This is a genomic window from Burkholderia sp. AU15512 (assembly GCF_002223325.1).
GTDB lineage: Bacteria > Pseudomonadota > Gammaproteobacteria > Burkholderiales > Burkholderiaceae > Burkholderia.
Genome location: NZ_NKEX01000006.1, coordinates 2,794,777 through 2,820,598, shown reverse-complemented (window position 1 = coordinate 2,820,598; position 25,822 = coordinate 2,794,777). Strand labels below are relative to the sequence as shown.

Here is a 25,822-nt window from a genome sequence, read left to right as displayed (position 1 = left end):
CCGGCGCGTGCGCTTGCGCGCAGGCCGCCACGCTTGGGTGGACAATAGGCGCACGCCGTTTCCCCAATCTGATGCCATGCTCGAAGACAGCGCCCGCCTCACCTCCCTCATCTGCGGCACCGAGCCGCTCAACCGGATCTGGTCGCCCCGCGCGACGATCCAGCGGATGCTCGACGTCGAGGCCGCGCTCGCGCGTGCGCTCGCCGCGCAGCAGGTGATTCCCGCATCGGCGGTCGCGCCGATCGAACGCGCATGCGAGGCCAGCCGGCTCGACGCCGACGCGCTCGCGCACGGTGCGGCGCTCGGCGGCAATCTCGCGATTCCGCTCGTCAAGCAGCTCACCGCGCAGGTGAAGGCCGACGATCCCGAGGCCGCGAAGTTCGTGCACTGGGGCGCGACGAGCCAGGACATCATCGATACCGCCACCGTGCTGCAGTTGCGCGACACGCTCGACGTGCTCGAACCGATGCTCGACGACGCATGCGCATCGCTCGCGGCGCTCGCGCGCACGCATCGCGCGACGCCGATGATCGGCCGCACGTGGCTGCAGCAGGCGCTGCCGATCACGCTCGGCCTGAAATTCGCGCAATGGCTCGATGCGCTGCTGCGCCATCGCGCGCGCTTCGCCGAATTGCGCGAGCGTGCGCTGGTGCTGCAGTTCGGCGGCGCGGCCGGCACGCTCGCGAGCCTGCGCGAGCACGCGGCCGGCGTCACGGCCGCGCTGGCGGCCGACCTGAAGCTCGCGGCGCCGGCCGTGCCGTGGCACACGCAGCGCGACCGCATCGCGGAAGCCGCGTCCTGCTTCGGGATGCTGACGGGCACGCTCGGCAAGATCGCGCGCGACGTGTCGCTGCAGATGCAGACCGAAGTCGGCGAGCTCGGCGAGCCCGTTGCCGCCGGCAAGGGCGGTTCGTCGACGATGCCGCACAAGCGCAACCCGGTCGGCTGCGCAGCGGTGCTGACGGCTGCCGTGCGTGCGCCGAACCTCGTCGCGACGGTGTTCGCGGGGATGGTGCAGGAGCACGAGCGCGCGCTCGGCGGCTGGCAGGCCGAATGGGATGCCTTGCCCGATCTCGCGCGCCTGACCGGCGGCGCGCTGGCGCAGATCGCGCAGATCGTCGCGGGCCTCGACGTGAACACCGAACGCCTGGCCGCGAACCTCGACCTGACGCGCGGGCTGATCCTCGGCGAAGCGGTGATGCTCGCGCTCGGCGACAAGATCGGCCGGCTCGACGCGCATCACGTCGTCGAACACGCGTCGAAGGAAGCCGTGCGCACGGGCGCGACGCTGTTCGACGTGCTCGCCGCCGATGCGACCGTGTCGGCCCACCTGTCGCGCAACGCGCTCGCGCGGCTGCTCGATCCCGCTCATTACGTCGGCGAGGCGCAGGCCTACGTCGACGCCGTGCTCGCGCTGCATGCGGGCGCGCAATCACCAGGAGAACATTGATGCCTTTCGCCACTGTCAACGGCGTGAAACTGCATTACCGGATCGACCGTGCGGCGCGCGACGACGCGCCGTGGCTCGTCTTCTCGAACTCGCTCGGCGCCGACCTGCAGATGTGGGCGCCGCAGATCCGCCCGCTCACGCAGCACTTCAACATCCTGCGCTACGACACGCGCGGCCACGGCCATTCCGACGCGCCGGCCGGTTCGTACACGATCGAGCAGCTCGCCGGCGACGTGATCGGCCTGCTCGACCACGTCGGCATCGCCCGCGCGCATTTCTGCGGGATCTCGATGGGCGGGCTGACGGGGGCAGCGCTGGCCGCACGCTTCCCGTCGCGCATCGTTCGCGCGGTGCTGTCGAACACCGCCGCGAAGATCGGCTCGCCGGAAGTGTGGGCACCGCGGGCGCAGAAGGCGCGTACCGAAGGGATGGCCGCGCTCGCAGATGCCGTGCTGCCGCGCTGGTTCACCGACGCGTTCGTCGAACGCGAGCCGCGCCTGTTCGACGCGATCCGCGACACCTTCGTGCATACCGACAAGGACGGCTATGCAGCGAACTGCGACGCGCTGAACGCAGCCGACCTGCGCGAAGAGGTGAAGGGCATCGCGCTGCCGGTGCTCGTCGTGACCGGCGCGAAGGACATGTCGACGCCGCCCGACCAGGGCCGCGCGCTGGCCGCCGCGATTCCGGGTGCGCAGCACGTTGAATTCGACGCCGCGCATATTTCGAACATCGAGTGCACCGACGGCTTCAACCGTGCGCTGCTCGATTTCCTGACCGCGTGAGGCACCGGCGATGGATGACCAGGAACGTTATGAAGCAGGGATGAAGGTGCGCCGCGCGGTGCTTGGCGACCCGCACGTCGACCGTTCGCTCGAGAACCGCACCGAGGTGACCGACGAGTTCCAGAACCTGATCACGCGCTATGCGTGGGGCGAGATCTGGACGCGCGACGGCCTGCCGCGCCATACGCGCAGCCTGCTGACCATCGCGATGATGGTGGCGCTGAACCGCGGCGAGGAACTGGCGCTGCACCTGCGCGCTGCGCGCAACAACGGCGTGACGCGCGACGAGATCAAGGAAGTGCTGCTGCAGACCGCGATCTATTGCGGGGTGCCGGCGGCGAATTCCGCGTTTCATCTCGCGGACAAGATCTTCAAGGAGCAGGATGTGGCCGGTTAAGTACCGGGTGTAGTCCGATGTTGATCCGAGGCCTGCGGATGGTTCGCAGGCTTCGGCGATGAATGAACGCGCCGGCAGAGCATCGGCGCGCGGCGCACCGGATGGCCGGTGCGCGAACAAAGGCAAGACGTGGTTCCGAGGCCGCGTCGCTTATATATATCAGGAGACTCGCGATGAATCGCGCACCCGTGGTCGATGTCCAGACCTTCATCAACGAGCAGCCGTTCGGCGGTTTTCAGTGGCTCGTATTCCTCATGTGTTTCGTGATCGTGCTGCTCGACGGCTTCGATACGGCTGCGATCGGCTTCATCGCGCCGTCGCTGCTCGGCGAATGGAACCTCACCAAACCTGATCTCGCACCGGTGCTGAGCGCCGCGCTGTTCGGCCTCGCGTGCGGCGCGCTCGTGTCGGGCCCGCTGTCCGACAAGCTCGGGCGCCGTTCGCTGCTGCTCGGCTCGGTATTCCTGTTCGGCGTCGCATGCCTGATGTCCGCCTTCTCGACGACGATCGGACACCTGACGATCCTGCGTTTCATCACCGGCGTCGGGCTCGGCGCGGCGATGCCGAACGCGGTCACGATGATGGGCGAGTTCTGCCCGGACAAGCGCCGTGCGACCGTGATCAACCTGATGTTCTGCGGCTTCCCGCTCGGCGCCGCGTTCGGCGGTTTCCTCGCCGCATGGATGATTCCGCATTTCGGCTGGCGCAGCGTGCTGATCCTCGGCGGCGTGACGCCGCTGCTGCTTGGCGTGCTGTTGCTGCTGAAGATGCCGGAGTCGGTGCGCTTCATGGTCGCCAACCACCACGCCGTCGACAAGGTTCGCGCGACGCTCGCGCGCATCTCGCGCGATGCGCAGAACGCCGGCTCGTTCGCGCTGACCGAAGCCGCGCCGCAGACGGGCAGCAAGGGCCTCGGCGTCGTGCTGTCGCGCTCGTACATCGTCGGCTCGGTGATGCTGTGGCTCGCGTACTTCATGGGGCTCGTGATCTTCTACGCGTCGATCAACTGGATGCCGATCCTGCTGAAGGATGCCGGCCTGACGCCGAAGAGCGCGACGCTGATCTCCGCGCTGTTCCCGCTCGGCGGCGTCGGCGCGGTGCTGTGCGGCGTGCTGATGGACCGCTTCAACGCGAACCGCGTGATTGCCGTGTGCTACGCGCTGACGGCGGTGAGCGTTTATGCGATCGGGCAGGCGGCCGGCAACGTCGGGCTGCTCGTGCTGGTCGTGTTCGTGGCCGGTGTGCTGATGAATACCGCGCAATCGTCGATGCCGGCGCTCGCCGCCGCGTTCTATCCGACCGAGGGGCGCGGCACGGGTGTCGCGTGGATGCTCGGCGTCGGCCGCTTCGGCGGGATTGCAGGATCGTTCCTCGTCGCCGAGCTGACGCGCCGGCATTTCTCGTTCGCGGGCGTGTTCGCGACGATCGCCGTCGCGGGCTTGCTCGCGTGCGTCGCGCTGCTGATCAAGCAGATGGCGCGGCCGCATGGCGTGACGCAGCCGGCAGGCAAGATCGAATCGCTCGGGCATTGAGCGAAGCGCGGGCCGGTGCGATGCGCCGGCCCGCCGCTTCGGCGGCCGTCGGGCCGCCGGCTATTCCTCCGTGTCGTGTTCCCTCACGAAGTTGCGCAGATATGCGCGCAGCGCGGCCTCCCGGCCGCGATGATCGGCGAGGTTCGCGGCGCCCATGTCTTCCTCTTCACCGAACATCGTCGGCGGCGCGCTGTAGATACCGATCTCGATGTCCTCGCGCAGCACGCGAATCTCGTGCGTGAGCGGGTGATACTCGGCGATCCAGTGCATCCCCTCGATGTGTTCGCCCGCCCTCAGCAATGGCTTCATCGGCACTCTCCCGGCAGCAGCGGCGCAACCGGCGAAACGGCTGCGCGCGCCCGTAACAAAAGGGTACGCCTGCATCGGGCGAATCTCAACGGGTGCGCGGTGAGCACTCACTACGCCAGCAGGTGCGCGACCAGCGGATACAGCGACAGGATCAGCAGCACGGCCATCGTCATGTTGAACATGCGCAGCGCGCGGGGGTTCGACAGGAAGCGGCGCAGGCCGAGGCCGAAAGCGGCCCACAGGCAGATGCAAGGGAAGCCGATCAGGATGAACACGACGGCCATCCAGGCGGCGTTCATCCCGTAGTCGGCGGACAGGCGGACCGTCGTCGCGGCGGTCAGCACCATCATCCAGGCCTTCGGGTTGATCCACTGGAACGCGGCGGCTTCGATGAACGTCATCGGACGCGGCTTGCCGCCGTGCGCCTTCACTTCGCCCGACGTGCCGATGCGCCACGCGAGGTAGAGCAGGTACGTGACGCTCGCGACTTCGAGGATCGTGTACAGCAGCGGCAGGCGCTTGAACGCTTCGCCGAGGCCGAAGCCGACGCAGAGCATCAGGATCGCGACGCCGATGCTGATGCCGAACAGGTGCGGCATGGTGCGGCGGAAACCGAAATTGACGCCGGATGCGAGCAGCATCGTGTTGTTCGGGCCGGGCGTGATCGAAGTGACGAGCGCGAACAGCATGCCGGCGGGCAACGCGCTGAGGGTGAGGAATTCCATCGCGGATTCTCCGTTCGTTCTGGACTGGGATAGAGGTCAGTTTAGCGACGGTTTTCTGTACAGTACCGGTACAGTTGGGTTGACGAATGCCGGTACGGGGGAGGGGGTGAATGGGGTTGCGGGCTTGTGGGGGCTTGCGTGTCATTAGAATCCTCTCGCGTTTCAGGACTTGAGCCGTCTGTCGCCGGCCGTCCACTCACGGGAATCGTTGCTTCGCTATGCCGTGCGCAATTCCAGCGGTATCGATAGACCGTGAGACGTGCCGTTGATCGAGAGGACATTCAGCGGTGTCCGCTATGCATGACGCTTCTCGTGCTCCAGAAGCCACTGCTTCCGCGCCAGCCCGCCGCCATAACCGGTGAGTGCCCCGTCCTTCCCCATCACGCGATGGCAAGGGACGACGATCGCCACTCGATTGGCGCCATTAGCGCGGGCCACTGCACGGACCGACTGGGGATGACCCAGCCTCTCCGCCTGCTCGCCATAACTGGCCGTGCTGCCGTACGGAACGCCCTGCAATGCCTGCCATACCGACTGCTGGAATGGGCTGCCGGGCGTGTCCAGCGTCAGATCGAACTGCTTGCGAGTGCCGGCGAAGTACTCGCCGATCTCGTGCTCGGTCTGGCGTGTGTGTGCGTTTTCTCCCGTCAGGATGCGTGCCCGCAAAAGTCGTTGAAGATCCTCGAATTCGGTTTCCAGCATCCGACGATCGACGAATTCGAGCAGACATATGCCTTGTTCGGTGGCACACACGAACATCGGCCCCAGGGGCGTGGTGAAGCGATGGATGAGGATGACGTTCGCAGTCTCGGTCGGCGCACGCCCCGTCAGTTTCCTGCAGGTGTAGCCGAAGCCGCTGAGCGAATCGTAGCCGCTGTCGAGTGCGACGTCGGTGGCGCGACGGCCAGCCTTCAGCTCTTCTAACGCTGTATTGATCCGCAATGAACGCTGGAACGCCTGAAAGCTTATCCCGTAGTGTTGCTGGAACCACCGGCGGATGCGCTCCGGGCTGAGCCCGCGCTGCCTCAGGCGCGCGTCGCTCAGGCGTTCCTTCGGATGGGCACGCACCCAGTCGATGGCCTCGGCCACTTCCGATGGCGCCGCATGCGCGTTCTCGGTCGGCCGGCAGACTTTGCAGGGACGAAAGCCCGCGTTGAGCGTCTCCCAGAGGTCGGTGTAGAACACGACGTTCTCGCGTTTGGGTTTGCGCGCCCGGCAGGTCGCGATGCAGAACACGCCCGTCGTTTTCACTCCGACATAGAAGATGCCGACATGATCCGCCGCGCGCTCGACCAACGCGCGATAGTAAGCGTCGATTTGGCGGACATCAGTGACCAGCATGGCGGAACACCGGAGCAAAGGATTGCTCGGCGCGCACATCGCCGAAAAGCTGCTGCAACACCTGGTGCGCGCGCTGGTGCAGGAAATTGCCCATGCTGATGCGCTTGACGCCCAGTGTGGCCAGGCGCCCGAACGACGGCAGAGTCGGCATGCACATGACATTCAGCGGGAGTGGGACGCCGGCCACGATTGCGGCGATATCCTCTTCGTCAATCAAGCAGGGCACGAAGAGGCCGTCTGCCCCACTGTCGGCATAGCGTTGGCCGCGGGCAATGGTTTCCCCCCGCGCATGGTCGACACCCAGGAGGAAAGTGTCGGTGCGCACGTTGAGGAACAGTTCGATGCCGGCAGCCTGCAAGCCCGCACGAATATCGCGCAGGCGCTGCGCGAAGGGTTCGACGTCCACCAGCATACGCTGGCCCCCGCGCACCACGCTGTCCTCCAGGTTGACGCCGACGACGCCCAGGGCAGCCAGATCACGCAGGTTGGCGACGATAGCGTCGGACGTCGCACCATAGCCGGCTTCGATGTCGACGGTCAGCGGCAGGCCGGACACAGACCGCACGCGGGCAACCAAATCCGTCAGTTCGCCAAAGCCGACCCCCTCGCCATCGGTGTAGCCCAGTGAGTCGGCAATGGCGGCGCTGGACGTTCCGATCGCCGCGTAGCCGGCTGCTTCCGCCGCACGGGCGCTGGCGGCATCCCAGACGTTGGCGAGCAACAGTGGTTCGGCCTGTTGATGGAGGTGGAAAAATTTCATGGTGCGTTTCTCGGTTGGGTGTGGCGAGAGTATGGGTTTCCCGTCGACCACGTCACAACCGAAAATTGGACGACCATTTTTTATGCCGGTATGCGACTTGTCGTGTTGTCCATCGGCTCCCGAAACAGCAACCTCAACAACGGTTGCCTCGAACCTGCGACCCGAAAGTCGTGCGACGAGGGCTCGAGACGCGGCCGTTCCCGGCGATCGCGCACAGCCAGCAACGGCTGACCGGCTCGCGTGAGCGGGCGCATTTTCCGTGATGTCGGCCGACTTCCCGTCGGGCCTGCCACGCAGTCGACGTATTGACGCCCGACAGCAGGTTGACTAGATTCCTCACATGAACGCACTTTTCGTCACGACCACGACTACCACCACGACCGCCAATGGCGGGCCGGGAGGCGGTTGCGCGTCGTAGGTCAGGGCGTCGACCCTACCCCAAGCCCCGCCGGAAACGGACGGGGCTTTTTTCATGCTCCGTCTGGCCGGCATTAAACGTCAGCGGAGAACGTGATGGATGATTGCGATCGCCGGGTGCCCGGCGACAGAGTCGACCCGTTTCGCCAGAAGCACAACAAACCGGCCGCCTGGCTCACCGGAATCGCGGAGGGCGTGCCGACGTCGACGCGGCTGCTGCTGATCTTCCAGTTCCTGGTGAACCTGTCGGTGTTCGGATCGCTGCCGCTGCTTGCCGCGTTCCTCGACATGGAGCGCCATCTGGATGCGAGCAGCGTCGCCAGCGTGCTGACGATGAACCTGCTGGCGAGCCGGCTGCTGCCGCTGGTGCTCGGGGCGTCGACGGATCGCTTCAGCAGTCGCGTGCTGACGACACTCGGCCTGCTTTGCCGTGCGGCGGGGTTCGTCGGGTTTGCGTATGCGCGGTCGCTGCCGGGCCTGTTGACGTGGGCGTGCGTGTCAGGGCTGGGCGCCGCGCTTTACGAAACGACCGCATATTCGATCTTCGGCTCGCTCGACGGCGCCGTGCGTCCCAAGGTGTTCGCGTTGAACAATCTGGCGCTCAATCTCGGCGCGTTGATGGGTCCGGCGCTGCTGTTCGTCGTGCCGAACACGAACGGGGCGCTGCCGTTTCTGGTGAGTGGCGCGGTGTTCGCGGCGCTCGCGCTGATTGCGCCGTGGATCGCGGGGCGAAGCACGCACGACGCAGGCGCTGCGCACCCGCTGCGCGGCGTGCTGGTCGCGTTCGGCGACCGGCGGTTTCGCCGGCTCTGCTGGGCGCTTGTTCCGTTCTGGATCGTGTACACGCAGATCTACGTATTCATCCCGTTGACCTTTTCGCATGGCGCGCACGGCTACAACGGCGTGCGACCGTTCTACATCACGAACGCGCTGATCGGAATCGCCACTGCGTGGCTCGGCATGGGCTGGTTTCAGCGCACGCACTGGCGATCGATGATGGTGATCGGGCATGTCGCGTTGTGCGGCTGTTTTGCGATGGCGGCGCTGCTGTTCGTCCGCGATCGGGGCGCGGATTCGTCGCTCGTGATCCTGGTCGTGATCGCGATCGTCTTCACGTTCGGCGAAAGCCTGATTCTTCCCGCGTCGAACATCGCACTCGCCAACCTGACGACGCACGGCAATGCCGGCAGCTATTTCGGCGCGTCGGCGATTTCGTGGGCGATCGGCGGGATGCTCGGCAACTTCATCGGCAGCGTCGCCGCAGGCTGGAAGACGCTCGCGCCGGGATGGTTCCTGTTTATGGGAATCGCGCTGATGGGTCTGCTGACATTCTGCCGGCAGCGGCCGAAATAGCGTGAACTACCCGCGCCGCTGAACCCGCGCCTTCGCACACTTGAACCACAGCCGCATCGCGCCGACCCCACCCGCGACCGTCATCCGCGGCAACAGGAACCGATCGTCGTTCACATCGGCGCAGCCGCGCCGGGTCGTCGTCGCGTTGCGGTAACCCGCGGCGGCGACCTGATCGCGCACGCGCGGGTCCAGGTCGCCGTACGGGTAGCAGAACGACTCGACCGTCTGGCCGCTCAACGCCTCGAGCCGCTGCTTCGATTCGACGATCTGAACCTCCGACACATGCGCCGGCACGTGCGACAGCGCGACGTGATCGAGCGTATGCGAGCCGATTTCATGGCCGTGATCGCGCCAAGCGAGCATGTCCGCGTGCGTCATCAGCGGCGAGCGTGCGGTATCGGCGGCCGCATCCCAGTCGTTCTCGCCGCCGAACCGGCCGGCGACGAAGTAGCAGGTCGCAGTGAAGCCGAGCGCGTCGAGCACGGGCATCGCATGCGTCCGCACGTTGAGAAAGCCGTCGTCGAACGTAATGCCGAATACCTTCCCGCTGCGCTCGCCGCGCAGGTACGGCTGCAGTTCGCGCACGCTCAGGCCACGGTAGCCGAGCCGCCTGAACAGCGTCATCTGACGGCGGAACGCATCGGGCGCGACGCTCAGGCTGCGCAGCCGGTCGGGCGGTGGCGGCGGCGTGCGGACCTGGTGATACATCAGGATCGGGTAGCGCGTGGCGGGCAGCAGCATGAGCGGGTCGCGGGAACGGGGAATTACGCGGCCTTGCGGAAAATCCGCAGGGTCTTGAAGTCGCCGATTTCGACGAAATCGGCATTCGCCGCCCATTGCGCGATGATCGGCTCGGCCTTCCGGTACGCCGACGAGCCCTTGTAGAACAACAGGTGGCCGTCGCGCGCGGTGTGTCGTGCGAACAGGTCGAGCACTTCGGCGTCGGTCTTCGCGCCGTAGCGGCTGTTCGACTCGTCGCGGAATTCGCACAGATGGAACAGCGTGACGACGTCGAAGGCCGGCAGCAGGTCCGAATTGCTCGTATAGATGTCGCCGAAATAGGCCAGATAGGTCTTGCTCACCTCCGGTTGCCGCGTGACGAGATCGACGTACGACTTGTATTCCTTCGGCGACGCCGTCACGCCGAAGACGGTGTTGTTCAGGTGCGGCCGCGCGCATTCTACGCCGACATGATGATGGCCGCCGGTGCCGAAGTGATAGATGCGGATGCCGTTGAGGCGCGCGGTTTCCAGCCATTCGACGAAGTGCACGTCACACGGGCACTCCTGCGTGCGCAGGTCCCAGTACTTCTTCCAGATATTCATTGCCATTAAACGGACCTCATGGATGTCACCCGACGATACGGGTTGTGGCGAATCGATTTCTGATAGACGGACAACGTCGCGTCGATGAATCGTTCGAACGAGAATTCACGCTTGCCCTTCAGCCGCGCACTGCGCCCCATCGCGCGCACGCAGCCGGGCTCGCGCACGATCGAGCGCAGGATTTCCCCGATCGCTTCGGGCTCGCGCGGCGGGACGACCCAGCCGTCCACGCCCGGCTCGACGTTCTCGGGCAGCCCGCCCACGCGGGTCACGATCGCGGGGCAGCCGAGCGTCATCGCTTCGCGGCACGCATACGACAGGCTCTCGTGGTACGACAGCACGAACGACACGTCGATGATCGAGAACGGTGTCCGCACGTCGTCGAGCCGGCCGGTGAAAACGGTGCGCGCGGCCATGCGGTGGTGTGCGATCTGTTCGCGTTGCTCGGCGGTCGGCTCCGCGCCGACCAGCAGCACGCGAAACCGCTCGCGCTCGTGTTCGGGCAGGCGGCCCAGTGCCGCGATCAGGTCCATCCAGCCTTTCTCCGGCGCGGTGCCGGCGCTGCTGCCCAGCACGATCGCGTCCGCGGCGGACGGCCCGAACAGCGCGATCTTGCGGCGACGGATTTCGTCGCTGGCCAGTCGTTCGGCGGCCTGCCGGCGCACGCCGTGCTTGACGACGGTGACGTTCCCGTACGGCGACCGGAGCGCGAGCATGCCCGCGACATAGTCGCTGACCGCGATGGTGTGGTCGGTGGCGAGGCGTGCGCGCAGCACGTTGCCGAAGCTGTCGGCGCGGTAGGTGTTGTGCTTGGTGAGCACGACTGCGGGCCGATACCGGCAGCCGAGCAGCGCGAGCATCACCTGCCGGTGATCGGCGGAGCCGTTCACATGGATGACGTCGAAGCGCTCGGCTGCGATCCGCTGGCGCAGCCGGAGGATTTCCTGGCACAGCCGGTTCCAGCGCGGTTTGAATTCCATGTCGAAGATGGCCACGTCGGGACTGTCCTTCAACAGTCGCGACAGGCGGCTGCCCTCCGGTGACGCGACGGTCACGCGATGATGCCGGCTCATCGCGGCGGCGAGATCACGGACGTAGGTGTCCTGGCCGCCGCCGTAGTCGCCGTGGAAGTTGGTATACAGAATGTTCATCACGATGCCGCCTTTCCCCGATCATTCATTGGGCAGGACTGCTGAGAAAATGAGCGTGTCCGCTTGTTGAGAGCAATGACTCGAACCTGGTCCCGCGTGGTCGATGCGGGATCGCGCATCGACGCCCGGGCGGGGCGTCACCGCGAATCGTTTCCAAATATTACAGAAGCATTACGTACCGTAGTGTCAAGGTCTGCGCATCTTTGTGAACATGTGTCGCGATCGTTCACCGTGTCGTCACGCGGTGCGATGCCGCCGGGGAGGCGGGGAGTCCGGCGATAGGGTTCCTGTCGCCGGTGCGTGGAGCGTGGCGAGCCCGGTGCGACCGGTGAAGCGGCCCGATTACCCTCGTTGGCGGGGCAGGAAGCGGGCTGGATCGCGACAAAACCCGACTTTTCGACGGCATCCGGACGCAGATCAACCCCCTCGACTTTCAGATTCGAAAGCCGGACGGCCATTTGCGTTAGAATGCCCCCCCTTGTCCGCCATGGCGACTGCCAAAGGCGGACTCGTCGCACCCAGAGAGACGTGGGTTTCGATTCGTAGCCGGGCGCGGAAGATGTGCCAGCCGTTAGCAACATACGCTTTGTGATTTGGATTACTAATGAAGAAGAAGCACAACATCACCAAGTACATCGTTGTCGCGATGATTCTTGGAATCGCAGTGGGTTACGCCTGTCATAGCGCGTTTCCCGACCCGAACATGGCGAAGGAGGTCGCCGGCTACGTATCGTTGCTGTCCGACATATTCCTGCGCCTGATCAAGATGATCATCGCGCCGCTGGTATTCGCGACGCTGACCGTCGGCATTGCGCAGATGGGCGACGGCAGTGCCGTGGGCCGCGTCGGCGTCAAGGCGTTCGGCTGGTTTTTCATCGCGTCGTTCACGTCGTTGCTGCTCGGCCTGCTGACCGCAACGATCCTGCAACCGGGCAGCCATCTGAGCCTGCCGCTGCCGGCGTCCGATGCGTCCCTCGGGCTGAAGACGGGCGCCTTCACGCTGAAGGACTTCGTGGTCCACCTGGTGCCGAAGTCGATCGCGGAAGCGATGGCGAACAACGAAATCCTGCAGATCGTCGTGTTCTCGATCTTCTTCGGCACCGCGCTGTCGGCGCTCGGCGAGTCGGGCAAGCGCCTGACCGGCGTGATCGACGATCTCGCGCAGGTGATGCTGAAGGTGACGGGCGCGGTGATGTGGTTCGCGCCGGTCGCGGTGTTCGCGGCGCTGGCGTCGACGATCACCACCCAGGGGCTCGGCATCCTGCTCACGTTCGCGAAGTTCATGGCGAGCTTCTATCTGGCCCTGGCGCTGCTGTGGGGCGTGCTGACGCTCGCCGGCGTGACGTTCCTCGGCAAGCGTGCGTTCACGCTGATCCGGCTGATCCGCGAGCCGTTCCTGCTGTCGTTCGCGACGGCGAGCTCCGAAGCCGCGTATCCGAAGCTGCTGGACGCGCTCGACCGCTTCGGCGTGAACCGCAAGATCTCGAGCTTCGTGCTGCCGATCGGCTATTCGTTCAACCTCGACGGCTCGATGATGTACTGCACGTTCGCGGTGTTGTTCATCGCGCAGGTGTACGGCATTCATCTGCCGCTGGGCACGCAGATCACGATGCTGCTGATGCTGATGGTCACGTCGAAGGGGATGGCGGGCGTGCCGCGCGCGTCGCTGGTCGTGATCGCGGCGACGCTCAACCAGTTCAACATGCCCGAAGCCGGGTTGCTGCTGATCATGGGCGTCGACATGTTCCTCGACATGGGGCGCTCGGCCACCAACGCGGTCGGCAACTCGATCGCGGCGGCCGTGGTCGCGAAGTGGGAAGGGCAGCTCGACGACCCGCGCGACGACAACGATCCGGGCAACGGCCGTGCGATGAAGGTGAAGGTGCCGGAGACCTCGGCATCGGCATGATGTGCAGCAGTGCGGCAGCGCAGCGATAGGGGTGCGCTGCCTGCTTTCCGGTAGTGGATAATCGCCGGCCTGGATTCGAAATGGATCCAGGCCGGCGATTTGTTTTTGGGGAGATGATTCCGTCTTGAATGCGGTCGTTTTCCCTGATTCCCGGATTACCCGATTGATACCTGGCGCTCGACGTTTCAATCCGTCGTCGTTGAACACACGGCGATATTCCCGCAGGCACGCGCAAGCCTGATTTTCCCGATCCCCGATTCGACGTGTAAGTGATCATTCACTGTCGCGCTGTCGTGCGCGCCTTCAGCGCGCTTGGGTGACAGCGGCAATGCCGTCAAAGCCGATTCCTTGAAAAGCGCGCGACGCGAGCGATTCGCAATTTTTTTCGATTTATATAACGCTATTCTCGCGCTGCGCATTATCGAACGCATGCTGCACGTAATACCGACTGCGCCGGATGATTCAGGGGAAGTATTTACGCGTTACGGTTTTCGAGCCATCCGGCCGGCCCTTCATGTGAATGTTCGCACCATTCAGGAGAGCATCCGTCATGGTCGCCAGACGACGCTTTAAGGCTGCGCTTCTCGGCGCAGCGATCGCCGCGATGACCCCCGCCGTTCACGCAGGCAACACCACCGACTGGCTGGCGAATACGTACGGCACGCTCGCGGCCCACGTCGGCAACGTCGCGCGCGCGATGTGGGTCGCGCCCGAAGGCGTGATCTATACGGCGTCGATGTGGGACGAGGACGAGGGCGGTGTCGCGATCTACCAGAACGGCAAGAGCATCGGCTCGATCGGCACGCACTCGGAGTTCCAGGGCAGCGCGATCACCGGTAACGCGACGTCGCTGTTCGTCGCGCTGCAGCCCGGCAAGACATACGGCAGCGGCGCGGTGGGGCGCTACAACCGCGCGACGAAGTATCGCGACCTTGTCATCCAGGTCAGCGCGGCGACCAACCAGCCGCGCATCGACGTCGTCACCGGGCTCGCGACGGCCGGCTCGCTGCTCTATGCAAGCGATTTCTACGGCAATCGCGTGCGTGTATTCACCACCGACGGCGTGTGGCAGCGGGACATCAGCGTATCGGCGCCGGGCGCGCTCGCGGTGGATGGCGCGGGCAACGTGTGGGTCGCGCAGAAGAGCGCGGGCGCGATCGCCGGCTTCAGCCCGGTCGGTGCGCTGCTGAACACGATCCGGATGCCGGCCGGGTCGCAGCCGTCGGCGCTGGTTTTCGATGCGGCGGCCGGCCAGTTGCTGGTGGGCGACGAAGGCCCCGACCAGAACATCAAGCGCTATACGGTGTCGGGACGGCCCGCGCTGGCCGGCACGTTCGGCGTGCGCGGCGGCTATCTCGACACGACGACGGGCATCAAGGGGCAGGTCGGCGCGCAGCGCTTCACGCGCATCGCCGGGCTCGGCAAGGACACCGGCGGCAATCTCTATGTGCTCAACAATCCGTGGGGCGGCAGCTGGGATCTCGGCCGCAACGGCGCGACCGACATTCACGCGTACAGCAGCACCGGCAGCCTGCGGTGGACGCTGCAGTCGCTGAACTTCGAAGGGATCGCCGCGCCGGACCCGGTCACGGACGGCGCGCTGTTCTACGGCAGCACACATGTATACAGCGGCAGCGCGGGCGGCACGTTCGTCGCGAACACGGTCGATCCGTTCACGTATCCGGCCGATCCGCGCATCAACATGAGCGACACGCAGCGCGACGAGCATTTCGGGCTGCTCACGTCGGTGGGCGCGAACCGGATTCTCGTCGCGGCCGGCCAGAACCCGCCGGTCTTCTACTTTTTCCACTTCAACGCGGCGAACGGCTATATCGCGATCCCGGACGGCTCGATCCCGGGCCCCGCGTTCAACACGACGCGGCGCGTGACGAGCGGCTTCAGCATCGACAGCAAGGGCGGCGTGTGGGCCGGCCTCGACAAGACCGGCGCGATTACCCACTACCCGCTGACCGGTTTCGACGCGAGCGGCAAGCCGTCGTGGGGGCCGGGCGTCGCGACCCGCGTGCCCGACAGCATCCAGCCGCTCACGCGCATCGTCTATCTCGCGGACAGCGACACGATGGTGCTCGCGCAGGGCGCCATCGGGAGCAACGACTGGACGTCGATCGGCACGCGCATCGAGGTGTATCACGGCTGGAGCGCGGGCAACACGACGAAGCCCGACCCGGTGATCACGCTGCCGCACAGCGGCGCGAAATCGATCGACGCGGTGGGCAACCATCTGTTCGTCGGCTACTGGTTCAGCAGCAGCGGGCCGCTGTGGCCGAACGTCGACGCGTTCAACCTCACCACCGGCAAGCTCGATACCACGCTGGTTAACACGAGCCCGGCGACCGTCGATACCAGCAGCGCGATCGATGCGATGTACAGCATCCGCGCATACCGCCGATCGAACGGCGAGTACGTGGTGATGAAGAACAACGTAAAGGGCAACAGCATCACCGTGTACCGGTGGACGCCCTGACCTTGACGATTCACGTTTGCCCGCCTCGGCTTCGGTCGGCGGCCGGGCTCGCGACACCATGAAGTGATTCATCGCGGTTTCGCGGGATTTCCATGCCGCTTCCACAGAATTTCCACATCCCGCGTTCGTAATGGCCGGCGTGCGCAACGCGCGCCTCACCGCCCGCCGGGCGGCTGTCCTGAACCTCCCGACACGGAAAACCCGATAAGGGCACAATGACAGCGGCGTCGGCGGCACTGCGTGTGCGCACGACGATGAACCGAATCGACTGACGGGTTGCACCGGCGCATTGCCGCGCCGGTGAATTTGCGTGGCAACCCCTGCCGCGTTTTTTGAGCCGAAGTGACGAAAAGATGAAGACGAAAACCACCCCGAACCGCCTGTTGCTGATCGCCGTGCTGGCCGGCGCGCTGAGCGGGACTGCCCACGCAGAGACGGCGCCGGCCGTCGCGACCGTCGCGACGGTCAACGGTACGCCGATCACCCAGGCCGACGTCGATACGCTGCTGCGCGCGTCCGGGCAACCGGACTCGCCGCAGATCCGCCAGGCGATCAAGAATCAGCTGATCACGCGCGTGCTGGTTCAGCAGGCTGCCGAGAAGGCGAACTATGCCGACAAGCCCGAGGTCAAGGCGGCGGTGCAGCAGGCGAAAACGAACGCCGAAGTGCAGCTTTACCTGCGCGACAACGTGAAGCCCGAGCCGGTGACCGAAGAACAGGTCAAGGCGCGCTACGACGAACTCGTGGCCACGCTCGGCAAGAACGAGTACAAGCCGCGCCTGATCATCGTCCAGGATCCGGTGACGGCCGCGACGGTGCTCAGCGAGCTGAAGGCGGGCAAGTCGTTCGAAGGGCTGGCGCGTCAGTACAGCATGGCGCCGAGCCGCGATGCCGGCGGCGAACTGCCGTGGGTGAGCTTCCACACGCCGGCGACGGAAGGCAAGACGTCCGGCCTGCCGCTGCCGGTCGCGCAGGCGCTCGAGAAACTGAAGGTCGGCGCCGTGACGAACGATTCGATTCCGGTCGACGGCGTGCGGGCGATCGTGAAGCTGGATGCGAAGCGGCCGACGCAGGTGCCGGGCTTCGCCGCCGCGAAGCCGGGGCTTCAGCAGCAATTGCAGGCGGCTGCGGTGGAGAAGGCGAGTGCGCAGATGATCGGCAACCTGCTGAAGGACGCGAAGATCACGCAGTAATGCAGTAATGCAGTAATGCAGTAATGCAGTAATGCAGTAATGCAGTAATGCAGTCACGCGGCGGCGTCGAAACGCCGGACGTCACGCGCGCCAGATCATGCTCGCGCTCGTGTCGGATTCCGACTCGCTGCGGAAGCCGAGCCGTTCGTAGAGCCGCCGCGCCGGGTTGCCGTGCAGCACGCTGAGCGACACCGGCACGTGCGCGCGTGCCGCGTCGTTCAGCAATGCGTTCAGCACGACTTCACCGACGCCCCGGCCCTGGTGCGCGGGGAGGATCTGGATCTGGTGCACGTGCCACGCGTCGGGGGCGCGTGTCACCTTCAGCAAGCCGATGGCTTCATCGTCGTTGCAGACGATCATCGCATCGTCGAAGTGCGCGCGGATGCGCCGGTCGTGCGCGTCGTCGTCGGTCGGCATGCCGGCGCGTTGCAGATGCTCCGTCATCGTGAGCTTGCGAAGCGTCAGCAGGAACGGCAGGTCGGCGGCAGACGCCGGGCGCAGGCGGATTGCGTGTGTCATCGGGCGGACTCGTTCGTTCGGGAAGGCGGGATCGTCGACGGCAAGGTCGATCCCCGCAGCGCATCATTCCTGATGGCGGGCAGCGGGTCAAAGGGCGCAGCGCCGAATTCGGCACACCTCCGTGGCCGATCATGCGGCGCGCCGGCCGGACACCTTCCGCGCATCCGCGAGATTGGCGATCAGCGTGTCGACCACGACGCGTTTCAGGCTCGCGAGCGCGGAAGGCGCATCGCCTCCACCCGCATGGAGGCACACGTCCACTGAAGGCAGCGGCGGCAGGCCGTCGCGCTCGCCAAGCTGCCGCAACGTCTGCGGCACACCCACCATCGTTCTCGCCGTAATCCCCAGCCCGCCCGCGATGCCGGCCCACAGGCTTTGCAGGCTGCCGGTCGTGTAAGCGAGCCGCCACGGGATCCCGGCCTTGTCGAGCGCATCGGTACCAGCCTTGCGGAACAGGCATGGCGGCTTGTACAGCGCAAGATCCAGCGGCATGCCGGCGCGTGGACGCACATCGACGCCCTGCGGCCCGATCCACGCCATCGACAGCGTGACCAGGTGTTCGGCGTCGGTACGATGCCCGCGGCCCATCGCGAGTACGACGTCGAGTTCGCCGCCGTCGAGCCGGTCGAGCAGCGCGCCGTTGCCGTCGACGACGATGTCGACGCGCACGCCCGGGTGCGTGCGCTTGAACTGGCCGAGCGCGACGGGCAGCCACGATTCGGCGAAGTCGCCCGGTAGCCCGAATCGCACGGCCCCCTCGATCGCCGCGCCGCGGATCGCGCCCACCGCCTCGTCGTTCAGCTCGAGAATGCGGCGCGCATAGGACAGCATCAGTTCGCCCGCCTCGGTCGGCACGAGGCCGCGCCCCTGGCGGCGAAACAGCGGCTGGCCGATCTGCGTTTCGAGCTTGCGCATCTGCTGGCTGACCGCCGACTGCGAGCGGCCGATCCGGTCGGCGGCGCGGTTGAGGCTGCCGAGCCGATCCGCGGCGATCAGCGTGCGCAGCGCATCCATGTCGAGATTCGGGAGCGTCATGATTCCGTTTTTCTTATAAGTTGATGTCGAATTACCGTATTTATTGCACATTCCCGTCGCTACCATCAAGTGAACCGGTCGTTCCGGTTCACGGGGATGCGCGCGATACGCCGCTGCGGATGCCCGTGAGGTTGCTTCCCTTCTTTCTCACGAGGACCGTGAATGAACATCCGCTCGATATTCCGCCAAGGCTTTCCCGGCATGCTGCTGGCCGCATCGATGATTCCCGGCGACGCATCGGCCGCGCCGTCGCTCGCGGGGACATGGACGCTGGTCGCGGCGGACGTACAACATCCCGACGGCACGGTTGGCCGCGACTATGGCGCCGATCCGAAGGGGTTGCTGCTGATCGACGTGCACGGAAACTATTCGCTGCAGATCTTCAAGTCGGAGCGCCCGCGCTTCGCGTCGAACGACAAGGCGACCGGCACGCCGGACGAATTCCGTGACGCCGTGCTCGGGTCGAGCACTCACTACGGCACGCTGACCGTCGATCCCGCGAAACACAAGCTCGCGTTTCACATCGTCAATTCGTCGTACCCGAACTGGATCGGGCAAACACAGACGCGAAGCTATCAATTGAAGGACGGCGAGCTGAGCTACCGCGTGCCGCCGCGCGCCAACGGCGACATACCGATCTCGGTGTGGCGGCGAGTGGACTGAGGCGGGCGGGCGTCAAAGCCCCGGCAGCTGAATCTGCAGGCCGGCCGGGCGATGTTCGAGGACATTCGTGACCTCGTATTCGGTTTTTGCGCCGTCCGAGGTTTGCCATTGCTGCATGCGGACATTGCACACGAGCACGTCTCCCTTGCTGAAACTGATCTGGCTGTTGTTCATGCGCGACAGGAAGCCGGTGTCCGTGATCGCTGCGTGAATCGTCGACGTGCCGTCGTATAGCCGCCACTTGTTGTCGTCCTTGAATGCGAGCGACACGATCGAGAACGCCATCTTGCAATGCTCGTCGAGGATGAGCGAGTCGGCCGGTTCGGGCGCGTGAAACCATGCGATCTCGCTCCGGTCGACCGTTTCGACGATTTCCGTATCGGTGCCGACCGCAAACACCACGATGCCTTCGCGCGCGAGCGGGGCAAGCACGTGCTCGGTGGCGCGGCGAACGCCGACGTCGCGCAGCAGCGTGAGGACGGGCAGGTCGATTTCGAGGGTGTCGCCTTCGACATGCAGGATGGCGGTGTGGTCTTGCATCTGCACCTGCAGGATCTCGCGCCCGCGCAGCCATTTGAGGACGGCAAAGAGCCCTTTTCCCGCCTTCGGTGCGGCGATGCCGAGCGCGGTCAGGATCGTGACCGCATTGGCGAGCGCCGTGCCTTCGTTGCCGCTCAACAGGTCGCGCATGCGGCCGAGCAATGACGTCGCGAGCGTGAAGTCGATGCCGAAACTGCCGGTCTTGAAGCTGCCGCGCACGTTCACCTGCGGCCGCACCTGATTGCCGCACAGCGCGCGGGTCGATGCGCCGAGCAGATCCCCGATGGCGAGCAGCGCGGGCGCGAGTTCGCGCACGTCCCTTTCCGACGATTCGAGCGCGGGCCCGTCGTAGGTGGCGCGAAAGCGGCTCATGGCGCAGAGGGGGCCGGGATCGGCCGGGCCGGTACGGTTTTCATGGCGTAGGGTCATGCGGAAAGTGGGCGGATGACGTGGACGATACTGGAAGCAGATGCTTTCGAATATCTTTCATGCTAGATGCGATCCATCGGCTGCGGACGATTTTGGCCGTCCGGCCAAGACGACGTTCTGACGTGTCGCAGCCGAACCCGGCACACACCGAACTTTTCTGATCCTGGCCCGGTCACAACCGCCAGCGCGCGGGCGCGCCGGCGCCCCGCACGTGGTTCCGGCCCCGGTATTCCCCGGCCCGCCCCGCCCGCATATCATTCGCACATCGCGCGCTTGCCGACCGCAGGCGCAGCACACAGGGATTCTCGATGGACACCAAACGATCGCGGCCGGGCCTCGTCGCCGCGCTGCTCTGGGCGGCGCTGTATCTCGCGACCGGCTACATCTCGCACCAGTTCAACGGCCCCGTCCGGCTGACGGGCTACATCTGGCTGCCGGCCGGCGTGACGGTCGGCGCGTTCATGCTGCGGCCGATGCGCGAATGGCTGACGCTGGCCGGCGCATTCCTGGTCGGGCAACTCGCGCTGAGCGCCATCGAACAGGCCAGCCTGGTCAACGCGGTGCTGTTCACGGTCGACGAGGTCGGTGCGGCCGCGCTCGCGGTGTGGCTCGTCCAGCGCGTGCGCTTCTCGCTCGAAGGGCTGTATTTCCTGCGCTCGGTAATCCTCGCCGGCCTGATCGCGGGCGTGGTCGGCGCGATCGGCGGCGCGGCCTGGTACACGGCGGTCAAGGGCGCGCCGTTCTTCGACGTGTGGTCGGTGTGGGCCGCGTCCGATTTCGTCGGCGTGCTGCTGGTCACGCCGGTGCTCGCGTCATGGTCGCGCTTTCGCGCGCATCGCTCGGGCGATCACGAGCGCTTCGACCTCGTGCTCGGCATGGTCTCGTTCGTGCTGGTCGTCGGCGTCGCACTCGTGATCTTCGACGGCGACACGTCGCAGAAATTCGGCACCGGCGCGGGCTTCGCGCTGACGTATATCCCGTTGTTCCTCACCGTCGCGGTGACGCTGCTGCTCGGCGGCCGGGCGGGCTCGTCGTCGGTGCTGGTGCTCGCGCTGATCGTGATCGAGCAGACCGCGCAGGGCGACGGCCCGTTCGCGTCGTTTCACGAGCATTACGGCAGTGCATTGCTCGAAGCGCAGCTTTATCTGGCGGTCGCGTCGCTGCTGGTGCTGACGGCGAGCACGCTGAAGACGACGCGCGAACGCGTACATGAGCATGCGGCCGTCCTGCAGAACAACATGGAGCTCGCGCTCGCGAGCGCCGGCCAGATCGCGTACGTGCTCGACCCGGAATCGGGGCGGATCGAGTGGAGCGGCGACGTCGAGCGCGTGTTCGGCGTCGGCGTGGATGCATCGCAGATCGCGAGCGTGCCGCTCGTGCTCGAACGCGTGCAGCCGGGCGACCGCGATGCGCTGCGCGACTACTGGGATGCGGAGATCGCGGGCGAGGATCGCGCGTCGCTGTCGCTGCGCATCGTGCAGCGCGACGGCGGCACGCAGACGATCACCGATCACGGCGCGCCGCTGCTCGATTCGAATGTCGACGTGACGGTGGTGGCGGGTGTCTGGCAACTCGAGCGCGTGTGGCCGGCGGCGGACGAATGAGCGAACGCACGTCATGACGGGCCGCACGGGCGTCCTGCTGATCCACGGGCTCGGCGGCACGCAATACGATCTCGGTTCGTTGCACAAGGCGATGCGGCGCGCGGGCGCCGACACGCACATGATCACGCTGCCGGGGCACGGCACGCGCCCCGAGGATCTGGTCGGCGTGCGCGCGGAGGTGTGGCTCGATGCGGTGACCGAGCAGTATCGCGCGCTGGAAAACGAGTACGACACGCTGCATGTCGCGGGCATGTGCATGGGCGCGCTGGTCGCGCTGCTGCTGTGCCACCGCGTGCAGCATGCGCGCGGCCGGCTCGCGTTGCTGGCCACGCCGGTGTTCATCGACGGATGGTCGACGCCGTGGTACCGCGCGCTGCGGCACGTGCTGTACCGCGTGCCGGGGGTAGCGGAGCGGATGCGTGTGGAAGAAGGCGAGCCGTTCGGCATCAAGAACGCGACGATCCGCGCGATCGTGAAGAAGAAGTTCGAGCGCGAGGACAGTTTCCACTACGCATGGGTGCCGCTCGCATGCGTGCGGCAGGTCGACCGGATGCGCGACTGGGCGCTCGAGGCCGCGGCCGGCACGCCGTGCCCGACGCTCGTGCTGCATGCGCGCGAGGACGAACTGACGAGCCTGCGCTCGGCCGATTTCCTGCTGGAAAAGATGCCCGACGCGCGGGGGATCGTGCTCGAGAACAGCTATCACATGATCTGCGCGGACAACGATCGCGACGACGTCGCGCGCCACGTGCTCGACTTCTTCGGGTTCGATCCGGTGCATGCGGTGAGCCCGGCGATGGCGCGCCGGATGGGACGGCTGGAATCCTGACGGCGACCTGCCCGGCCCGGGATGCGCGAGATCCGCTGCCCCCGGTACGCATCGGGTCTTGCATGCGTACCGGGGCGTGGCGAATTCATGCCGTTTCCGTTTCCGTCGCGCGTCGCGCCAGCAGAGTCGATGCGGCCAACTGGGCGCGTACCGCATCGATGGCTGCGTCGCTCGGCGCAATGCCTTCGAGGTAGATGAAATCGACCGTCGACAGGCCGATGACGGACAGCACCTGCTTCAGGTACGGGGTCAGGAAATCGGGCTGCCGCGCCGCCGCGCCGGTGCAGATGCCGCCCGAGCGTACCAGCACGAGCACGGGTCGATCGGCGAGCAGGCCGAACTTGCCTTCCGGCGTGGCCGTGAACGTGCGGCCGATACGCAGCACGAAATCGATCCACAACTTCAGCGCGGCAGGTATCGTGAAGTTGTGCATCGGTGTGCTGATCAACACGCCGTCGCTGTGTTCCACTTCCGCGATCAGTTGTTCGGAGTACGCCAGCACGGGATCGGCATCCGGCTGCCTCGCGACCACGGCATGCGCATAGTCGGCCGATAGCGAAGGCAATCCGGGTTGACCGAGGCTGCGCGACACGACCCGCGCATCGGGGCGGGCCGCCCGCCATTGCGCGACGGCTTCGTGCGCAAGGCGTGCGCCCAGCGAATGACTGCCATGCGGACTGGCATCGACAAAAAGAAGGTTGTTCATCAGAGCGCCCGTAGTGACTGACTGAAATGCACGCCGCGGGACAGCAGCCCCTGGCGGAAATAGAAACGCTGCGCGAGCGCGTTGGAGAGCCCGGTATCGAGTACCAGGTGCCGGCAGCCGTGTTGCCGCGCGTCGTCGCGCACCGCGTCGAGCAGCCGCTCGCCCAGCCGTTGACTGCGCGCGTGTTCGGTTGCGACCAGGTCGTCGACATAGACGAAGCGCCCGTACAGCGTGTTTTCGAGGTGACGGTATCCCGCCAGCGCGACGACCGCGCCGTCCGGGCTGCCGTGCCGTGCGGTCAGCAGCACATAGCCTTGTTCGGCCTGGCGGCGCATCTGTCGCACGAACGCATCGGCATCGGTCAGGTGCGGGCGTAGTTCACGCATCACGTCGAACGTCGACCGGTAATCCGCGTCCGTCACGGCGCGTTTCAAATGGATCTCTGGCATCACGATTGCTCCACGGTAACGTCGCTACTGTACGAATCGGATGGCGTATCCTGAAGGTCCAAAAAGTGACTATTTGACTGGGACATGAAATTCGACGATCTGATGCCGGACCGTCATCTCGACATGCCGGTCTATCGGCAACTGGTCCGGCGCTTCCGCGAGGCGATCGAGACGGGCAAGCTGGCGCCGGGCAAGCGCGTGCCGTCGGTACGGAGCCTGGCCAGCGAACTCAATCTGGCACGCGGCACCGTCGAAGCGGCTTATCAGATCCTCATCGGCGAAGGGTACCTGGTCGCGCATGGGCCGGCCGGCACCGTCGTGTCGCCCCAGTTGCCGGATGGGCGGCAGCCGCGCGCCGCGGCGCCCCGGCCGGACGAACCGCCGCGCGGCGATCCGGCGGCGCGCGGGCCGAAGCCGTTCCAGATGGGCATTCCCGCGCTCGATGCGTTTCCGCGCATGCCGTGGATACGGCTCACCGGGCGTCATGTGCGGGCGATGGCGACCCCGTCGCTGGACTATGCACCGCCGCAAGGTCACGACGGGCTTAGGCGCGCGCTGTCCGCGTACCTCGGTGTGTCGCGCGGCATCGACTGCTCGGCCGGGCAGATTTTCATCACCGCGGGGTATCGCGGTGCGCTGGACCTGATCTGCCGGACCTTGCTGCGTCCCGGCGACGTTGGCTGGTTCGAGGACCCCGGGTATATCCATGCACGCCGCCTGCTCGAGCACGCGGGGATGCGGCTCGTGTCCGTGCCGGTCGACGACGACGGCCTGTGCGTGGAAGCGGGGCTGCGCCGGGCGGCCGATGCGCGTTTTGCCGTGGTGACGCCGACCCATCAAAGCCCGCTCGGTGTCGCGCTGTCGCTGCCGAGGCGTCTTGCCTTGCTCGACTGGGCCCGGCAGCAGCGGGCCTGGATCGTCGAGGACGATTACGACAGCGAGTTCCGGTACCACGGCCGCCCGCTGCCCGCGCTCAAGAGCCTGGATCGCCACCAGCGCGTGCTTTACACCGGATCGTTCAGCAAGGTGCTTTATCCGGGCTTGCGGCTGGGGTATCTCGTCGTTCCCGAGGAGCAGGTCGCCGCCTTTCGCGACAGCGCCGGCTGGCTCGGCGACAGCGGTCAGATGCTGATGCAATCCGTCGTCGCGGACTTCATGGAACAAGGGCATTTCGCGCGCCATCTGAAGAAAATGCGTGCGCTTTATGCCACCCGCCGTGCGTGGCTGATCGATGCGCTGGTCAAGGTTTTCGGCGATGCGCTGTACATTCCGCCCCGCGCGGGTGGCCTGCATGTGGTGGCCTACTGGCGCACGGCGGTCGACGATCGCGCCGTCGCACGCATGGCCGACCTGCAGGGCTTTTCCGTCCAGCCGCTGAACGACTGGAGCCCGGGCGGCCGGATGCCGCCCGGCATGCTGCTCGGTTTCACGAACCTGACGTCGGCGCAGCAGGCGTTGACGCTGGTGCGGCGCCTGTATCGGCTCGTTCATGCGTGAACTTCGTGTGGTGGATGACGCACCTGTGGGTGCCGGAGTACGTGCGACTGGCGCCACGGTTTTGCGATTGTGTGACAGAGTTACCGCGACTGTTCTACGCGTGGTCGATAACACCTTGTGACGTCGCCGACCGGATTCATGCCTCAAGGGTGGCCAGCACCATGCTTTTCCGACTTTCGGCCGGGTCGAAGTAACGAGCCTGGCTCGTATCTCCGACGGCGGCTCCCGGCCAGGAAGCGACGTTCACGGGTAGACGCAGTTGGACATTCTGGCGTCGGTAGCACTTCAAAAGCGGCCACTGAACCTAGCAGAGTCGATCGCAGTTCATCGGCCGAATCGGTCATCATGCAGGGCTCGGATTATTGACCAAAAGTGGTTGAACAACGATCTGGTCGCTTCCCGCAGCAGCCCGGCAGCAA

The 25,822-nt window shown here is 65.9% G+C and carries 25 protein-coding genes; 13 read left to right on the top strand and 12 right to left on the bottom strand.

Going from position 1 to position 25,822, the window contains the following annotated elements; genetic code table 11:
- Window positions 1-76 precede the first annotated feature (76 nt).
- The 4 genes from CFB43_RS32005 to CFB43_RS31990 all read left to right on the top strand — a co-directional run bounded on the left by CFB43_RS32005 (window position 77) and on the right by CFB43_RS31990 (window position 4,164).
- Window positions 77-1,450 carry a 3-carboxy-cis,cis-muconate cycloisomerase gene (locus CFB43_RS32005; protein ID WP_089498044.1) on the top strand — a complete coding sequence of 458 codons (1,374 nt, stop codon included), beginning with the start codon at window positions 77-79 and terminating at the stop codon, window positions 1,448-1,450.
- Window positions 1,450-2,235 (top strand): 3-oxoadipate enol-lactonase, encoded by a 786-nt coding sequence (gene pcaD, locus CFB43_RS32000; protein WP_089498043.1) that lies wholly within the window; start codon window positions 1,450-1,452, stop codon window positions 2,233-2,235. The genes CFB43_RS32005 and pcaD overlap by 1 nt, the downstream gene beginning before the upstream one ends.
- Window positions 2,236-2,245: 10 nt before the next feature.
- A complete protein-coding gene (gene pcaC, locus CFB43_RS31995) occupies window positions 2,246-2,632 on the top strand; it encodes a 4-carboxymuconolactone decarboxylase (RefSeq protein ID WP_089498042.1) in 387 nt (128 codons plus the stop codon).
- A 173-nt stretch (window positions 2,633-2,805) separates the two neighbouring features.
- Complete coding sequence (locus CFB43_RS31990) at window positions 2,806-4,164, top strand: MFS transporter (protein ID WP_089498041.1); 1,359 nt, start codon at window positions 2,806-2,808, stop codon at window positions 4,162-4,164.
- Window positions 4,165-4,224: 60 nt separating this feature from the next.
- Here CFB43_RS31990 and CFB43_RS31985 read toward each other — a convergent pair whose 3' ends face one another.
- From CFB43_RS31985 to CFB43_RS31970, 4 genes are all read right to left on the bottom strand, one after another.
- Entirely contained in the window at window positions 4,225-4,473 is a 249-nt protein-coding gene (locus tag CFB43_RS31985; protein ID WP_046548863.1) for a hypothetical protein, read from the bottom strand.
- Window positions 4,474-4,583: 110 nt separating this feature from the next.
- Entirely contained in the window at window positions 4,584-5,198 is a 615-nt protein-coding gene (locus CFB43_RS31980) for a LysE family translocator (protein ID WP_089457258.1), read from the bottom strand.
- A 294-nt stretch (window positions 5,199-5,492) separates the two neighbouring features.
- A complete protein-coding gene (locus CFB43_RS31975) occupies window positions 5,493-6,539 on the bottom strand; it encodes a bifunctional transcriptional activator/DNA repair enzyme AdaA (protein WP_089498040.1) in 1,047 nt (348 codons plus the stop codon).
- A complete protein-coding gene (locus CFB43_RS31970) occupies window positions 6,526-7,299 on the bottom strand; it encodes an isocitrate lyase/PEP mutase family protein (RefSeq protein WP_089498039.1) in 774 nt (257 codons plus the stop codon). The genes CFB43_RS31975 and CFB43_RS31970 overlap by 14 nt, the downstream gene beginning before the upstream one ends.
- A gap of 513 nt (window positions 7,300-7,812) precedes the next feature.
- Here CFB43_RS31970 and CFB43_RS31965 point away from each other — a divergent pair.
- Window positions 7,813-9,069, top strand: coding sequence for an MFS transporter (locus CFB43_RS31965; protein ID WP_089498038.1), 1,257 nt, complete (start codon window positions 7,813-7,815; stop codon window positions 9,067-9,069).
- Between the two features lie 6 nt (window positions 9,070-9,075).
- On the opposite strand, the gene CFB43_RS31960 is transcribed toward CFB43_RS31965, so the two are convergent.
- From CFB43_RS31960 to CFB43_RS31950, 3 genes are read right to left on the bottom strand one after another with little or no spacing between them, the layout of a single operon-like run.
- Window positions 9,076-9,810, bottom strand: coding sequence for a polysaccharide deacetylase family protein (locus tag CFB43_RS31960; RefSeq protein WP_089498037.1), 735 nt, complete (start codon window positions 9,808-9,810; stop codon window positions 9,076-9,078).
- Between the two features lie 23 nt (window positions 9,811-9,833).
- Window positions 9,834-10,400 (bottom strand): hypothetical protein, encoded by a 567-nt coding sequence (locus CFB43_RS31955; protein WP_256941075.1) that lies wholly within the window; start codon window positions 10,398-10,400, stop codon window positions 9,834-9,836.
- Window positions 10,400-11,545 carry a glycosyltransferase gene (locus tag CFB43_RS31950; protein ID WP_089498036.1) on the bottom strand — a complete coding sequence of 382 codons (1,146 nt, stop codon included), beginning with the start codon at window positions 11,543-11,545 and terminating at the stop codon, window positions 10,400-10,402. Before CFB43_RS31950 ends, CFB43_RS31955 begins: the two co-directional genes overlap by 1 nt.
- A 604-nt stretch (window positions 11,546-12,149) precedes the next feature.
- On the opposite strand from CFB43_RS31950, the gene CFB43_RS31945 reads away from it, so the two are divergent.
- The 4 genes from CFB43_RS31945 to CFB43_RS31935 all read left to right on the top strand — a co-directional run bounded on the left by CFB43_RS31945 (window position 12,150) and on the right by CFB43_RS31935 (window position 17,132).
- Window positions 12,150-13,454: a dicarboxylate/amino acid:cation symporter gene (locus CFB43_RS31945; protein ID WP_089498035.1), complete on the top strand. Its 1,305-nt coding sequence runs from the start codon at window positions 12,150-12,152 to the stop codon at window positions 13,452-13,454.
- Window positions 13,455-13,766: 312 nt separating this feature from the next.
- Window positions 13,767-14,027: a hypothetical protein gene (locus CFB43_RS38610; RefSeq protein WP_179254867.1), complete on the top strand. Its 261-nt coding sequence runs from the start codon at window positions 13,767-13,769 to the stop codon at window positions 14,025-14,027.
- The gene (locus CFB43_RS31940) at window positions 14,005-15,939 is read left to right on the top strand and encodes an SMP-30/gluconolactonase/LRE family protein (RefSeq protein ID WP_089498034.1); all 1,935 of its coding nucleotides are present in this window, start codon (window positions 14,005-14,007) and stop codon (window positions 15,937-15,939) included. The genes CFB43_RS38610 and CFB43_RS31940 overlap by 23 nt, the downstream gene beginning before the upstream one ends.
- A 353-nt stretch (window positions 15,940-16,292) precedes the next feature.
- Window positions 16,293-17,132: a peptidylprolyl isomerase gene (locus tag CFB43_RS31935; RefSeq protein WP_089498033.1), complete on the top strand. Its 840-nt coding sequence runs from the start codon at window positions 16,293-16,295 to the stop codon at window positions 17,130-17,132.
- An 81-nt stretch (window positions 17,133-17,213) separates the two neighbouring features.
- Here the strand turns inward: CFB43_RS31935 and CFB43_RS31930 are convergent, their stop codons facing one another.
- Window positions 17,214-17,651, bottom strand: a complete 438-nt coding sequence (locus tag CFB43_RS31930) for a GNAT family N-acetyltransferase (protein ID WP_089498032.1) — start codon at window positions 17,649-17,651, stop codon at window positions 17,214-17,216.
- 129 nt (window positions 17,652-17,780) lie between these two features.
- Window positions 17,781-18,686 carry a LysR substrate-binding domain-containing protein gene (locus CFB43_RS31925; protein WP_089498031.1) on the bottom strand — a complete coding sequence of 302 codons (906 nt, stop codon included), beginning with the start codon at window positions 18,684-18,686 and terminating at the stop codon, window positions 17,781-17,783.
- A gap of 162 nt (window positions 18,687-18,848) precedes the next feature.
- On the opposite strand from CFB43_RS31925, the gene CFB43_RS31920 reads away from it, so the two are divergent.
- Window positions 18,849-19,349: a lipocalin-like domain-containing protein gene (locus tag CFB43_RS31920; RefSeq protein WP_089473844.1), complete on the top strand. Its 501-nt coding sequence runs from the start codon at window positions 18,849-18,851 to the stop codon at window positions 19,347-19,349.
- Between the two features lie 12 nt (window positions 19,350-19,361).
- Here CFB43_RS31920 and CFB43_RS31915 read toward each other — a convergent pair whose 3' ends face one another.
- On the bottom strand, window positions 19,362-20,318 hold the full coding sequence (locus CFB43_RS31915; protein ID WP_089498030.1) for a hypothetical protein: 957 nt from the start codon (window positions 20,316-20,318) through the stop codon (window positions 19,362-19,364).
- Window positions 20,319-20,626: 308 nt separating this feature from the next.
- Between CFB43_RS31915 and CFB43_RS31910 the strand changes: the two genes are divergently transcribed.
- A complete protein-coding gene (locus CFB43_RS31910; protein ID WP_089498029.1) occupies window positions 20,627-21,922 on the top strand; it encodes an MASE1 domain-containing protein in 1,296 nt (431 codons plus the stop codon).
- Window positions 21,923-21,935: 13 nt separating this feature from the next.
- Entirely contained in the window at window positions 21,936-22,751 is an 816-nt protein-coding gene (locus CFB43_RS31905; protein WP_089498028.1) for an alpha/beta hydrolase, read from the top strand.
- Between the two features lie 85 nt (window positions 22,752-22,836).
- On the opposite strand, the gene CFB43_RS31900 is transcribed toward CFB43_RS31905, so the two are convergent.
- On the bottom strand, window positions 22,837-23,457 hold the full coding sequence (locus CFB43_RS31900) for an FMN-dependent NADH-azoreductase (RefSeq protein ID WP_089498027.1): 621 nt from the start codon (window positions 23,455-23,457) through the stop codon (window positions 22,837-22,839).
- Window positions 23,457-23,906 carry a GNAT family N-acetyltransferase gene (locus CFB43_RS31895; protein WP_089498026.1) on the bottom strand — a complete coding sequence of 150 codons (450 nt, stop codon included), beginning with the start codon at window positions 23,904-23,906 and terminating at the stop codon, window positions 23,457-23,459. Before CFB43_RS31895 ends, CFB43_RS31900 begins: the two co-directional genes overlap by 1 nt.
- Before the next feature lie 84 nt (window positions 23,907-23,990).
- Between CFB43_RS31895 and pdxR the strand changes: the two genes are divergently transcribed.
- Entirely contained in the window at window positions 23,991-25,403 is a 1,413-nt protein-coding gene (gene pdxR / locus CFB43_RS31890; RefSeq protein WP_089498025.1) for a MocR-like pyridoxine biosynthesis transcription factor PdxR, read from the top strand.
- The last annotated feature ends 419 nt before the right edge of the window (window positions 25,404-25,822 follow it).